The sequence below is a fragment of the Helicobacter pylori genome (assembly GCF_014496485.1).
GTDB classification, from domain to species: Bacteria; Campylobacterota; Campylobacteria; order Campylobacterales; family Helicobacteraceae; genus Helicobacter; species Helicobacter pylori_DD.
This window is the reverse complement of sequence record NZ_JACTAX010000003.1, coordinates 59,837-73,049: the sequence shown is the minus strand read 5'-3', so window position 1 is coordinate 73,049 and position 13,213 is coordinate 59,837. Positions and strand designations below refer to the sequence as shown.

Here is a 13,213-nt window from a genome sequence, read left to right as displayed (position 1 = left end):
ACATGGCTAAGAAAAACAAACCCACCGAATGCCCCGCCGGTGAAAAATGGGCGGTTCCTTATGCGGACTTTTTATCGTTGTTGCTCGCGCTTTTTATCGCTCTTTATGCCATTTCAGCGGTCAATAAATCCAAAGTGGAAGCCTTAAAAACCGAATTCATTAAGATTTTTAATTACGCTCCCAAGCCAGAGGCGATGCAGCCGGTTGTAGTGATCCCCCCTGATTCAGGGAAAGAAGAAGAGCAAATGGCGAGCGAAAGCTCCAAACCGGCTTCGCAAAATACCGAAACAAAAGCCACTATCGCTCGCAAAGGCGAGGGCAGTGTTTTAGAGCAAATTGATCAAGGCTCTGTTTTAAAGCTCCCCTCTAGTTTATTATTTGAAAACGCCACTTCAGATACTATCAATCAAGACATGATGCTTTATCTTGAACGGATCGCTAAAATCATTCAAAAACTCCCTAAAAGGGTGCATATCAATGTGAGAGGTTTTACGGATAATACGCCTTTAACTAAAACCCGTTTTAAAAGCCATTATGAATTAGCCGCCAATCGCGCTTATAGGGTGATGAAAGTCCTTATACAATACGGCGTAAATCCTAACCAATTGTCTTTTTCTTCTTACGGATCTACAAACCCTATCGCGCCTAATGACTCCCTAGAAAACAGAATGAAAAACAATCGTGTGGAAATCTTTTTTTCAACCGATGCGAACGATTTGAGTAAGATCCATTCTATTTTAGATGAAGAATTCAATCCCCACAAACAGCAAGAATGAATCGCATGAAACCAATTTTTTTGTTAATCTTTTTGTTGTTAGCGAGCCTTATTGCTAGAGAAAAGGACGCTTCTTCAAACCTTTTTGATTTGATTGATAAGGGGATCAACAGAGAACAAGAACTAAAAGAGCAGGAGCAAAAAACGCGCTTGAAACTGGCTCAAAGCCCTTTAGTAGCGTTAGAGATTGTCCCCCAAGAAACGCCCTATTTAGAATGGCAAGGGGCTAGGGAGTCGTATTATTTAAAGGTGAGCGCTGTAGTGGAGAGCGTGGTTATTTTAAAGATTGACATCAATCAAGGGCGTTCTTGCTCGCTCTACCCCACGCCTAAAAGCGTTTCTTTAGTGAGGAATCAAAGCGTAGCCTATGAAATTTTATGCGAAAACCAGCCGCTATGGATAGAAGTGAGCACCAATTTAGGCAAACGCACCTTTCAGTTTTAACCTGCAACCAACATTAAAGAATGCCTTCAGCATTTTAAAACCCCTTTATTCAAATAAGTTTGGTTATAATGCCAAGCATGGGCGTTTTTAAACAATTGATCAAAGAATTGTATGAATGGTTGCTCCATTTTGTAGATGTAATGACGCAGCATTTAGTTGCCATAATGTTAAAAATAAGCGTGGTAAAATATTTGGTAAAAGAATTTCATGATCGCTTCATTTATTTTATAGACTTGATCGCACAGCATTTTATCATCGTTGCGCTTTCTAGTCTTCTCGTGCTGGTGTTTGGGGTTTTGATTGGGGTTTTTGTGTTTTATAATTCAAAGGCTAGGGCGTTCTTGCTCCCTGTGGTGAATTTCCTTTACACCATCCCATCGCTAGCGTTATTCGCCTTATTCATTCCTGTGATTGGGGTGGGGTTAAAAAACGCGCTTTTAGTGTTGGTCTTATACGGCTTATTGCCCATTGTCCATAGCACTTATAACGCTTTAAAAGAGGTGCGAGAAGAGGTCATTAAAGCCGCTATTGGGCTAGGGTGTAACCCCAAAGAGTTGTTTTTTAGGGTGTACTTCTTGCTCGCTATCCCCCAAATTTTAGTGGGTTTAAGGATTGCGGTGGTGATGTTAGTGGCGATGGCTGGGATTGGAGCGCTCATTGGGGCTGGGGGCTTAGGGCAGGCGATTTTTAGAGGGCTAAACACGCAAAACACCACGCTTTTAGTAGCAGGCAGTTTGATCATAGCTCTTTTTAGCGTTTTAGCGGATAAATTTGTGAGCGTCTTTCAGCATGAAAACGCTTTGCAACGCCTATTTTCTCAAAACGCCACCCAAAAACAAAAAAGAAGAGTTTATCTTAATTTAGCGGTGTTCCTTTTTTTATTGCTAGCGAGCGCTTTATGGCTCATTCCTAGAAACGCCATAGAAGAAAAGCCCTTAGTCGTGGCTACAAAACCTAGCAGCGAGCAGTATATTTTGGGCGAGATTTTAAGCCTTTTGTTAGAAAAACACCACATTCCTATCAAGCGGGCGTTTGGCATTGGTGGGGGGACGATGAATATCCATCCGGCATTAATTAGAGGCGATTTTGATTTGTATGTGGAATATACCGGCACCGCTTGGGTGAACACGCTCAAAAACCCTTTGACGCAAAAAGTGGATTTTGAAACGATTAAAAAGCGTTATGAAAAGGAATTTAATCTTTTATGGGTGGGGCTTTTGGGCTTTAATAACACCTATTCCTTAGCGATTTCTAAAGAAGACGCTCAAAAATACGCGATTGAAACTTTCAGCGATTTAGCCCTTCATAGCCCAAATTTTGATTTTGGAGCGGAGTTTGACTTTTTTGAAAGAGAGGACGCTTTTAAGGGCTTAGTGAAAGCTTATCGCTTTCATTTTAGAAGTTTGCATGAAATGGATATTAATTTGCGTTATAAAAGTTTTGAATCCCATAAAATCAACGCTTTAGATGTCTTCACCACAGACGCTCAAATCAAAGAGCTGGATTTAAAGGTGCTTAAGGATGATAAAGGGTTTTTCCCTAATTATCAGGCCGGTATTGTTATAAGAAAAGAAATTATCAAAAAGTATCCTGAAGCACTAGAAATCTTAGAAAAATTGGATTCAAAAATTAACGATGAAATGATGCAAGATTTAAACTATCAGGTGGAAGTGTTGAAAAAAAGCCCTAAAATCGTAGCTAAAGATTTTTTAGAAAGCTTGGGGTTATAGCATGAAAGAAATCGTTACAATAGAGAATGTGTCTTTTAACTACCACAATCGCACTGTTTTTAAGGATTTTAATTTAAGCATTGAAAAAGGGGATTTTTTATGCGTTTTAGGGGAGAGCGGGAGCGGCAAAAGCACGCTTTTAGGCTTGATTTTAGGGCTTTTAAAACCTAATCTTGGGAGCGTTAAAATCTTTAATGAGACCCTTTCAAACAACGCTTTTTTACGCCAAAAAATAGGCTATATCGCTCAAGGCAATTCCTTATTTTCTCATTTAAACGCCTTACAAAACATGACTTTTTGCCTTAATTTACAAGGCATAAACAAACAAGCCGCTCAAAAAGAGGCCAAAGCCTTAGCGTTAAAAATGGGGTTAGATGAGAGCCTTATGGATAAATTCCCTAATGAATTGAGTGGGGGGCAAGCCCAAAGGGTGGGCATTATTAGGGGGATTATCCACAGGCCAGAACTCATTTTATTAGACGAGCCTTTTAGCGCTTTAGATAGTTCCAATCGTAAGAATTTACAGGATCTCATCAAAGAAATACACCAAAATTCTCACGCCACTTTCGTTATGGTAACGCATGATGAAAGCGAGGCGCAAAAGTTAGCCACAAAAACCCTAGAAATCAAAGCCCTTAAACAAGAGCAGTGATTTTTAAGGCTCGTTTAAAAATTCTGGCGTGGTGCTGTTGGTGGGCGTTTGCATAGAAGAATTAGAGCTGTTTGAAGTTTTTTTAGCGGGTTTTTCATTGAATGGGGGGGCTTTATAGCCGCAAGCTTGAATCGTTATTGCCACAAGCGTTAAAAAGCATGTTAAGATCAGTTTATGGAACAAAATATTTTCTCCTTACTCATTCAAAAAAAGTCTTATAAAAAGCTTGAAACTCTTTTGAAACTCAAAAAGCTTAAGGTTTTTATGCCTTTAAGTTTACAAGAAAATTTGCTTTTTATCTTCATAAAAGATTCTAAATTGCTTTTTGCGTTTAAAGATCTTTGGGCTTCTAAGGAATTTAACCAGCGATTCGCTAAAGAAATCAGCCATTTTTTAAACACGCAAGGGCATGCTTATGGGTTTGATGAATTTAGCGCATTAGAAATTTTAGGTTATGTGCCTAAAGATTCCTTAGAAAAAGCCAATTTTTATGCCCCTATTAAAAAACAAGCCCGTTTTTTTCGCCCTAGTGCTTTAGGGTTGTTCCATAACCCCATTAAAGACGCTCGTTTGCATGAATGTTTTGAAAAAGCGCGCGCTTTGATCCACTACCAACGAAGTCTTTTTGAGAAGTGAATGGCTGATTTATTGTCCAGTTTGAAAAACCTTTCTAATAGCAGTGGGGTGTATCAATATTTTGATAAAAACCGCCAACTGCTCTATATCGGTAAGGCGAAAAATTTAAAAAAGCGCATCAAAAGCTATTTTTCCATCCGTAATAATGAAATCACGCCCAATCCTCGCGCAAGCTTACGCATTCAAATGATGGTCAAACAAATCGCTTTTTTAGAAACCATTTTAGTGGAAAACGAGCAAGACGCTTTGATTTTAGAAAACTCTTTGATCAAGCAGCTCAAGCCCAAATACAACATTCTTTTAAGAGACGATAAAACTTACCCTTATATTTATATGGATTTTTCCACCGATTTCCCTATCCCTTTAATCACACGAAAAATTTTAAAACAGCCTGGCGTTAAATATTTTGGCCCTTTTACGAGCGGGGCTAAGGATATTTTGGACAGCTTGTATGAATTGCTCCCATTAGTTCAAAAGAAAAATTGCATCAAGGATAAAAAGGCATGCATGTTTTATCAAATAGAGCGTTGTAAAGCCCCATGCGAGAATAAAATCACCAAAGAAGAGTATTCAAAAATCGCTAAAGAATGTTTAGAAATGATTGAAAATAAAGACAGACTCATCAAAGAGCTTGAATTAAAAATGGAGCGCCTTTCTAACAACTTGCGTTTTGAAGAAGCCCTAATTTACAGGGACAGGATTGCAAAAATCCAAAAAATCGCCCCTTTCACTTGCATGGATTTGGCCAAACTCTACGATTTGGATATTTTTGCTTTTTATGGCGCAAGCAATAAGGCGGTGTTGGTGAAAATGTTTATGCGTGGGGGTAAAATCATTTCTTCAGCGTTTGAAAAAATCCACTCCCTCAATGGGTTTGACACTGATGAAGCGATGAAACAAGCCATTATCAACCATTACCAATCGCATTTGCCTTTGATGCCTGAACAAATCTTATTGAGTGCTTGTTCTAATGAAACGCTTAAAGAATTGCAAGAGTTTATCTCTCATCAATATTCTAAAAAAATCGCTCTTAATATCCCTAAAAAAGGCGATAAGCTCGCTTTAATAGAAATCGCTATGAAAAACGCTCAAGAGATTTTTAGCCAAGAAAAAACCTCTAGTGAAGATCGGATTTTAGAAGAAGCGCGATCGCTCTTCAATTTAGAGTGCGTGCCTTATAGGGTGGAAATCTTTGACACAAGCCACCATTCAAACAGCCAATGCGTGGGGGGAATGGTCGTGTATGAAAACAATGCATTTCAAAAAGATTCTTATCGGCGCTACCATTTGAAAGGCTCTAATGAATACGCTCAAATGAGCGAATTGCTCACCAGAAGGGCTTTAGACTTTGCTAAAGAGCCACCGCCTAATTTGTGGGTGATCGATGGAGGGAGGGCGCAATTAAACATCGCTTTAGAAATTTTAAAAAGCAGTGGGAGTTTTGTAGAAGTGATCGCTATTTCTAAAGAAAAAAGGGATTCTAAAGCTTATCGCTCTAAAGGGGGCGCTAAAGACATTATCCATACGCCTAGCGATACTTTTAAATTACTCCCTAGCGACAAACGCTTGCAGTGGGTGCAAAAATTGCGCGATGAAAGCCACCGGTATGCGATAAACTTCCACAGATCCACTAAACTTAAAAACATGAAACAAATCGCTCTTTTAAAAGAAAAGGGCATAGGAGAAGCCAGCGTGAAAAAATTATTGGATTATTTTGGGAGTTTTGAAGCGATAGAAAAAGCGAGCGAACAGGAAAAAAACGCCGTTTTGAAAAAACGAAATTAAAGGAAAAGGCATGAAAAAAAGATTGAATATAGGGCTTGTGGGTTTAGGGTGTGTGGGGAGCGCGGTCGCTAAAATCTTACAAGAAAATCAAGAAATCATTAAAGACAGAGCCGGTGTGGGAATTAAAATTAAAAAAGCGGTGGTGCGAGACGTGAAAAAGCACAAAGGCTATCCTTTTGAAATCAGTGATGATTTAGAAAGCTTGATAGAAGATGAAGAAATTGATATTGTCGTGGAGCTTATGGGTGGGGTGGAAGCGCCTTATCTTTTAGCTAAAAAAACTTTAGCCAAGCAAAAAGCTTTCGTTACAGCCAATAAAGCCATGTTAGCGTATCACCGCTATGAATTAGAGCAAATCGCTAAAAACACCCCCATAGGCTTTGAAGCGAGCGTGTGTGGGGGTATTCCTATTATCAAGGCTTTAAAAGACGGCTTGAGCGCTAATCATATCCTTTCTTTTAAAGGGATTTTAAACGGCACGAGCAATTACATTTTAAGCCAGATGTTTAAAAATCAAGCGAGCTTTAAGGACGCTTTGAAAGACGCCCAACATTTAGGCTATGCGGAATTAAACCCTGAATTTGACATTAAGGGCATTGATGCGGCGCACAAATTATTGATTTTAGCGTCTTTAGCGTATGGCATTGATGCGAAATTAGAAGAAATCTTGATTGAAGGCATTGAAAAAATAGAGCCAGACGACATGGAGTTTGCTAAAGAATTTGGTTATAGCATCAAACTTTTAGGCATCGCTAAAAAACACCCAGATTGCATTGAATTAAGGGTGCATCCAAGCATGATCAAAAACGAATGCATGCTCTCTAAAGTGGATGGGGTAATGAACGCTATCAGCGTTATAGGGGATAAGGTGGGCGAGACTTTGTATTATGGGGCTGGGGCTGGGGGAGAGCCTACCGCAAGCGCGGTCATTAGCGATATTATAGAAATCGCAAGGAAAAAAAGCTCTCTAATGCTAGGCTTTGAAACCCCTCAAAAACTCCCCCTAAAACCCAAAGAAGAAATCCAATGCGCTTATTATGCGCGCTTATTAGTGAGCGATGAAAAAGGGGTTTTTTCTCAAATCAGCGCGATTTTAGCTCAAAATGATATTTCGCTCAACAATGTTTTGCAAAAAGAAATCCCGCAATCCAACAAGGCTAAAATCTTATTTTCCACGCACACCACCAACGAAAAATCTATGCTGAACGCCCTTAAAGAGCTTGAAAATCTAAAAAGCGTGTTGGATACCCCTAAGATGATTCGTTTGGAAAATTGAATGCGTTTTTTGAATAACAAACATAGAGAAAAGGGCTTGAAGGCTGAAGAAGAGGCTTGCGAATTTTTAAAAACGCTAGGCTTTGAAATGATAGAAAGGAACTTTTTTTCACAATTTGGTGAAATTGATATCATCGCTTTTAAAGAAGGGGTTTTGCATTTCATTGAAGTCAAAAGCGGGGAAAATTTTGATCCCATTTATGCGATCACGCCGAGCAAATTAAAAAAGATGATTAAAACGATCCGCTGTTATTTGTCTCAAAAAGATCCCAATAGCGATTTTTGCATTGACGCCCTTATTGTGAAAAATGGTAAATTTGAGCTTTTAGAAAATATCACTTTTTAGATTTTTATCCAAAACCCATGCGTTTTCATTAACATTCTTAAGCTAATATAATTCTCGTTAATCAAAATCATATATTTAGGAGTAACCAATGAGTCACTATATTGAATTAACTGAAGAAAATTTTGAAAGCACCATTAAAAAAGGGGTTGCGTTAGTGGATTTTTGGGCACCATGGTGTGGTCCTTGTAAGATGCTATCCCCTGTGATTGATGAATTAGCTAGCGAATATGAAGGTAAGGCTAAGGTTTGTAAGGTCAATACCGATGAGCAAGAAGAATTGAGCGCGAAATTTGGGATTAGAAGCATTCCTACGCTTCTATTCACAAAAGATGGCGAAGTTGTCCATCAGTTGGTGGGCGTACAAACTAAAGTTGCTTTAAAAGAGCAATTGAACAAACTTTTAGGCTAGTAGCCATGATAGATTGCGCGATTATTGGAGGTGGTCCTGCAGGTTTGAGTGCGGGGCTTTACGCCACTAGAGGCGGTGTCAAAAACGCCGTTTTATTTGAAAAAGGAATGCCTGGGGGGCAAATCACTGGCAGTAGTGAGATTGAAAACTATCCGGGCGTTAAGGAAGTGGTGAGCGGGTTGGATTTCATGCAACCATGGCAAGAGCAGTGTTTCCGCTTTGGCTTAAAGCATGAGATGACCGCTGTTCAAAGGGTTTCTAAAAAAGACTCTCATTTTGTTATTTTGGCAGAAGATGGCAAGACTTTTGAAGCTAAGAGCGTGATTATCGCTACTGGTGGTAGCCCTAAACGCACAGGCATCAAGGGCGAGTCAGAATATTGGGGTAAAGGCGTGAGCACTTGCGCGACATGCGATGGCTTCTTTTACAAAAATAAAGAAGTAGCGGTGCTTGGTGGAGGCGATACCGCCGTAGAAGAGGCGATTTATCTAGCCAACATCTGCAAAAAAGTCTATCTCATCCACAGAAGAGATGGTTTTAGGTGTGCGCCTATCACTTTAGAGCATGCCAAAAACAACGATAAGATTGAGTTTTTAACCCCTTATGTGGTGGAAGAAATCAAGGGCGATGCTTCTGGCGTGTCTTCTTTAAGCATTAAAAACACAGCCACTAATGAAACAAGAGAATTAATCGTGCCGGGGTTTTTTATTTTTGTGGGTTATGACGTGAATAACGCCGTGTTAAAACAAGAAGATAACTCCATGCTATGCAAATGCGATGAATACGGCTCTATTGTCGTGGATTTTTCCATGAAAACGGATGTTCAAGGCTTGTTTGCAGCAGGGGATATTCGCATTTTTGCCCCTAAACAAGTGGTTTGTGCTGCAAGCGATGGCGCTACGGCAGCCTTAAGCGTGATTTCTTATTTAGAACACCATTAAATCAAGCTTATAGCCCTAGATTTTAGGGTTATGGGTTCTCGCTTCAAACATTCATTGGATTTTCAAAACTTCTAAGGTATTTTAGGTTTTTGTTTAATTGCAATGCGATTTCGTTCTCTTGCTTTATTTTAATTAAATATTGATCACAAAATTTAAAAATGCTCAAAACATTTTTTACAATCAATATAATAAAAGAACTTGTTTGATCAAAAAAGCGCTCCTTAGGGGGTTGTGGGGATTTAGTTGGGGGTTGTAGGGGGGAGAACTATTTTAATACCCCCTATTCTCTTAAGAGTTTTATTGTAAAACAGAGCCTAAAAACGATATACTCTATTAAAAATTATGGGAGTTTAAGCTTTGCATGTTTTTATCATTTCTTTAAATCAAAAAGTGTGCGATAAATTTGGTTTGGTTTTTAGAGACACCACGACTTTACTCAATAACATCAACGCCACCCACCACCAAGCGCAAATTTTTGATGCGATTTATTCTAAGACTTTTGAAGGCGGGTTGCATCCCCTAGTTAAAAAGCATTTACACCCTTATTTCATCACGCAAAACATCAAAGACATGAGGATTGCAACCAATCTCATCAGTGAGGTTTCTAAGTTTTATTACGCTTTAAAATACCATGCGAAGTTTATGAGCTTGGGGGAACTTGGGTGCTATGCGAGCCATTATTCCTTGTGGGAAAAATGCATAGAACTCAATGAAGCGATCTGTATTTTAGAAGACGATATAACCTTGAAAGAAGATTTTAAAGAGGGCTTGGATTTTTTAGAAAAACACATCCATGAGTTAGGCTATGTGCGTTTGATGCATTTGTTGTATGATGCCAGCGTGAAAAGTGAGCCTTTGAGTCATAAAAACCACGAGATACAAGAGCGTGTGGGGATCATTAAAGCTTATAGCGAAGGGGTGGGGACGCAAGGCTATGTGATCACGCCCAAGATTGCCAAAGTTTTTTTGAAACACAGCCGAAAATGGGTTGTTCCTGTGGATACGATAATGGACGCTACTTTTATCCATGGCGTGAAAAATCTGGTGTTACAACCTTTTGTGATCGCTGATGATGAGCAAATCTCTACGATAGCGCAAAAAGAAGAACCCTATAGCCCTAAAATCGCCTTAATGAGAGAACTCCATTTTAAATATTTGAAATATTGGCAGTTTGTATAGCGAATAATAAAAATACTAAAAAGCGTTTTAAAGCGTTAATTTGCCCCTATTTGATTAGAACAAAACTTAACCGCCTTTTTAAAAATGGATTAAAATTTCAAATGGATTTTAAAAGGGTTTTTAACCCCTTTTAGCTTCTATAAGCAATCTAAATAAGACGCATTAAGAGAATGAAGTGCATTAGAAAATTATTTTCTAATTTTCTAACGCTTTAAGATTAAGATTTTTTAGGATTGGCTTCGGTTACCCTAATCGTTCTGCCCATAAAATCCGTATTATCCAATTTAGCAATCGCTTCGCTAACGCCCTCTTCTTGCATTTCTACAAAGCCAAAACCTTTAGGTTTCTTCGTTTCTCTGTCATAAATCAGTTTGACATTAAAAACTTTACCAAATTGACTGAAAAGCTCCTTGACTTGCTCACTGGTAGCGCTATAAACCAAATTCCCTACATAAATGTTTTTCAAGATAAAATTCTCCGGTAAAAAAATGACAACATACCCATAAGAATATGAAAAAGTTATAAAAAAGTAACACTTCTAAAACCCAAACACATCCAAAACAGAAGTATGGTGGATTTTATCTAATGATTGCTTAAAAAATTATAAAAGCTATTAAAATTGGGTATTGATAATAAAATAGAACTTACACAAGCAAGCGGTAATTGTAAAAAGCGTTATCAAAGGATAAGGAGAACATGGTTTCAAAACCACCCCCCTATCCTTTTAAAAGCTTTACCATAAAACAAAGTTTTAAAAAACAATATTAAAGCCAAACAAGAATGTTTTGCTTAATGCCCTTCATCGGTTAAAACAGCCCCTGCCAAATACACATAAGTGAGGATCATAAAAACAAAAGCTTGTAAAATCCCCATAAAAAACAACACCATAAAGGGCGCTACAGGAACCGCCCAAGGCACCAATAAAAGCATGATGAGCAAAAACATGTCATCGCCCTTGATATTCCCAAACAAACGAAACGATAAAGACACGATCCTAGAAAAATGCGAGATGATCTCAATAGGGAACATGAAAGGAGCGAGCCACTTCACAGGGCCTGCAAAATGAGCGAAATACTTGAAAAAGCCCTGCACTCTAATGCCTTCAAAATGGTAATAAAAAAACACAATCAGCGCTAAAACCAGCGTAAAACTCCAGCTAGCCGTAGGGGATTCAAAACCTGGAATGATGCCTATCATGTTGGAAAAAAAGACATACAAAGCGATCGTGCCTGCTAGCGGGAAGTATTTGCGGGCTAATTCTTCGCCTATAATATCCTTAGCCACGATCAAAATCGCACTAATAATGCTCTCATACACATTCTGCAAACCCATAGGTACCATCTGCATTTTGCGCGACGCGCCAAGCGAAATGAAAAACATCAAAACCGCTGTCAAAACGACAAAAAACCCGGTGATAAAATCATGATTGGAGCTAAAAAAATTAGCAATAGTAAATACTCTGTGTTCCATGAAAAAGTTTCTCTAAGCCTTATTGAAAATTTCCTTAATTGTAGCAATTAAGTTTTAAAAACTCATTAAATCAAGCTTTTTAACGAGTTTTTTAACGATTTGTCTTGTTTTCTTTTAAAATTCACCCATAATAATTAGGGGCTTCTTTAGTAATATCCACGCCATGCACATGGCTTTCTTTTAATCCTGCACTAGTGATTTCTACAAATTCAGCGTTTTGATACAATTCCAAAATATTTTTCGCCCCCTGATACCCCATAGAAGAGCGCACGCCCCCTACTAATTGGAAAATCATATCCGAAACCTTACCACGATAAGGCACACGCCCTTCAATGCCTTCTGGGACTAACTTTTCACTCGCCACGCCCTCTTGAAAATACCTATCAGAGCTCCCTTTAGTCATAGCCCCAATGCTGCCCATGCCCCTATAGCTTTTATATTGCCTCCCTTGGTAAATCATAAAATCCCCAGGAGATTCTTCTGTGCCAGCGAGTAAAGAGCCTATCATCACGCTTGATGCCCCCAAAGCTAAAGCCTTAGCCACATCGCCTGAATAGCGGATCCCTCCATCTGCAATCACAGGAATATCAAATTTAGACGCCACTTCTACGCAATTATCAATCGCGCTCACTTGAGGCATTCCCACCCCAGCCACAATCCTAGTGGTGCAAATGCTTCCTGGCCCAATACCCACTTTAACAGCGTCCGCTCCCGCGCTAATCAAATCGCTTGTGGCTTCTTTAGTAACCACATTCCCCACAATCACATCCACTACCAAGCTTTTTTTAATCTCTTCTAAAGTGTGTAAAATATTAGCTGAATGCCCATGCGCGCTGTCCAACACTAACGCATCTACCCCCGCTTTAACTAACATTTCAGCCCTATCCAACTGCCCCACTCCAATAGCCGCCCCCACTCTCAACCTCCCAAAATCATCTTTATTAGCCTCAGGGTATTCAATGCGTTTTTGAATGTCCTTGATCGTGATCAAGCCTTTTAAAACATTATCTTTATCCACAATGGGCAATTTTTCAATCTTATGCTTGTGCATCAAATCGCTCGCTTCATCCAAGCTAATGCCCACATGAGCGGTAACTAAAGGCATTTTAGTCATCACATCGCCCACTTTTTTACTCAAATCGGTTTCAAAGCGCACGTCTCTGTTGGTTAAAATCCCAATCAACAACCCCTTATCATCTACCACAGGCACGCCTGAAATCTTGTAATTATCCGTTATGACTTTAGCGTCCGCTAGCGTCCTGTGCGCATGGATAAAAATAGGATCATTAATCACCCCGCTCTCGCTTTTTTTCACCTTGGTGATTTCTTTGAGTTGCGTTTGAATATCCATGTTTTTATGCACGATGCCAATACCCCCAAGGCGCGCCATAGCGATAGCGGTTTTATGCTCTGTAACCGTATCCATAGCCGCGCTAATAAAGGGGATATTCAAACGAATGTTTTTAGTTAAGCGGGATTTTAAGCTCACATCTTTAGGTAAAACGCTGGACTTTCTAGGCACCATCAACACGTCTTCAAAAGTCAAAGCCCTTTGTAAAATTCTCATTTTC

The 13,213-nt window shown here is 39.2% G+C and carries 15 protein-coding genes; 11 read left to right on the top strand and 4 right to left on the bottom strand.

Annotated features, from left to right (window positions below; all coding sequences use genetic code 11):
- Positions 1–2 precede the first annotated feature (2 nt).
- The 4 genes from motB to egtV all read left to right on the top strand — a co-directional run bounded on the left by motB (position 3) and on the right by egtV (position 3,601).
- Complete coding sequence (gene motB, locus IC572_RS02420) at positions 3–776, top strand: flagellar motor protein MotB (RefSeq protein ID WP_115044103.1); 774 nt, start codon at positions 3–5, stop codon at positions 774–776.
- A gap of 5 nt (positions 777–781) precedes the next feature.
- A complete protein-coding gene (locus IC572_RS02415) occupies positions 782–1,219 on the top strand; it encodes a hypothetical protein (protein ID WP_000802458.1) in 438 nt (145 codons plus the stop codon).
- A 68-nt stretch (positions 1,220–1,287) separates the two neighbouring features.
- Complete coding sequence (gene egtU, locus IC572_RS02410) at positions 1,288–2,949, top strand: ergothioneine transport permease/ergothioneine binding protein EgtU (RefSeq protein ID WP_187854948.1); 1,662 nt, start codon at positions 1,288–1,290, stop codon at positions 2,947–2,949.
- A 1-nt stretch (position 2,950) separates the two neighbouring features.
- Positions 2,951–3,601, top strand: a complete 651-nt coding sequence (gene egtV / locus IC572_RS02405) for an ergothioneine transport ATP-binding protein EgtV (protein WP_187854947.1) — start codon at positions 2,951–2,953, stop codon at positions 3,599–3,601.
- A gap of 3 nt (positions 3,602–3,604) precedes the next feature.
- Here the strand turns inward: egtV and IC572_RS02400 are convergent, their stop codons facing one another.
- On the bottom strand, positions 3,605–3,784 hold the full coding sequence (locus IC572_RS02400) for a hypothetical protein (protein ID WP_001847249.1): 180 nt from the start codon (positions 3,782–3,784) through the stop codon (positions 3,605–3,607).
- On the opposite strand from IC572_RS02400, the gene IC572_RS02395 reads away from it, so the two are divergent.
- The 7 genes from IC572_RS02395 to IC572_RS02365 all read left to right on the top strand — a co-directional run bounded on the left by IC572_RS02395 (position 3,776) and on the right by IC572_RS02365 (position 10,172).
- Positions 3,776–4,237, top strand: a complete 462-nt coding sequence (locus IC572_RS02395; RefSeq protein ID WP_187854946.1) for a hypothetical protein — start codon at positions 3,776–3,778, stop codon at positions 4,235–4,237. The genes IC572_RS02400 and IC572_RS02395 overlap by 9 nt on opposite strands.
- Positions 4,238–6,022: an excinuclease ABC subunit UvrC gene (gene uvrC / locus IC572_RS02390; RefSeq protein WP_187854945.1), complete on the top strand. Its 1,785-nt coding sequence runs from the start codon at positions 4,238–4,240 to the stop codon at positions 6,020–6,022.
- Positions 6,023–6,032: 10 nt separating this feature from the next.
- Positions 6,033–7,298, top strand: coding sequence for a homoserine dehydrogenase (locus tag IC572_RS02385; RefSeq protein ID WP_187854944.1), 1,266 nt, complete (start codon positions 6,033–6,035; stop codon positions 7,296–7,298).
- On the top strand, positions 7,299–7,643 hold the full coding sequence (locus tag IC572_RS02380; RefSeq protein WP_187854943.1) for a YraN family protein: 345 nt from the start codon (positions 7,299–7,301) through the stop codon (positions 7,641–7,643). It begins immediately after the preceding gene.
- 88 nt (positions 7,644–7,731) lie between these two features.
- Positions 7,732–8,052 carry a thioredoxin gene (gene trxA / locus IC572_RS02375; protein ID WP_000020204.1) on the top strand — a complete coding sequence of 107 codons (321 nt, stop codon included), beginning with the start codon at positions 7,732–7,734 and terminating at the stop codon, positions 8,050–8,052.
- 5 nt (positions 8,053–8,057) lie between these two features.
- Positions 8,058–8,993 carry a thioredoxin-disulfide reductase gene (trxB, locus tag IC572_RS02370; RefSeq protein ID WP_000564425.1) on the top strand — a complete coding sequence of 312 codons (936 nt, stop codon included), beginning with the start codon at positions 8,058–8,060 and terminating at the stop codon, positions 8,991–8,993.
- Positions 8,994–9,350: 357 nt separating this feature from the next.
- Complete coding sequence (locus IC572_RS02365) at positions 9,351–10,172, top strand: glycosyltransferase family 25 protein (protein ID WP_187854942.1); 822 nt, start codon at positions 9,351–9,353, stop codon at positions 10,170–10,172.
- 217 nt (positions 10,173–10,389) lie between these two features.
- Here the strand turns inward: IC572_RS02365 and IC572_RS02360 are convergent, their stop codons facing one another.
- From IC572_RS02360 to guaB, 3 genes are all read right to left on the bottom strand, one after another.
- A complete protein-coding gene (locus tag IC572_RS02360; RefSeq protein ID WP_000790557.1) occupies positions 10,390–10,638 on the bottom strand; it encodes an RNA-binding protein in 249 nt (82 codons plus the stop codon).
- A 323-nt stretch (positions 10,639–10,961) separates the two neighbouring features.
- Positions 10,962–11,642, bottom strand: coding sequence for a F0F1 ATP synthase subunit A (locus tag IC572_RS02355; RefSeq protein WP_000401206.1), 681 nt, complete (start codon positions 11,640–11,642; stop codon positions 10,962–10,964).
- Between the two features lie 121 nt (positions 11,643–11,763).
- Positions 11,764–13,209: an IMP dehydrogenase gene (gene guaB / locus IC572_RS02350; RefSeq protein WP_001221704.1), complete on the bottom strand. Its 1,446-nt coding sequence runs from the start codon at positions 13,207–13,209 to the stop codon at positions 11,764–11,766.
- Positions 13,210–13,213: the final 4 nt, after the last annotated feature.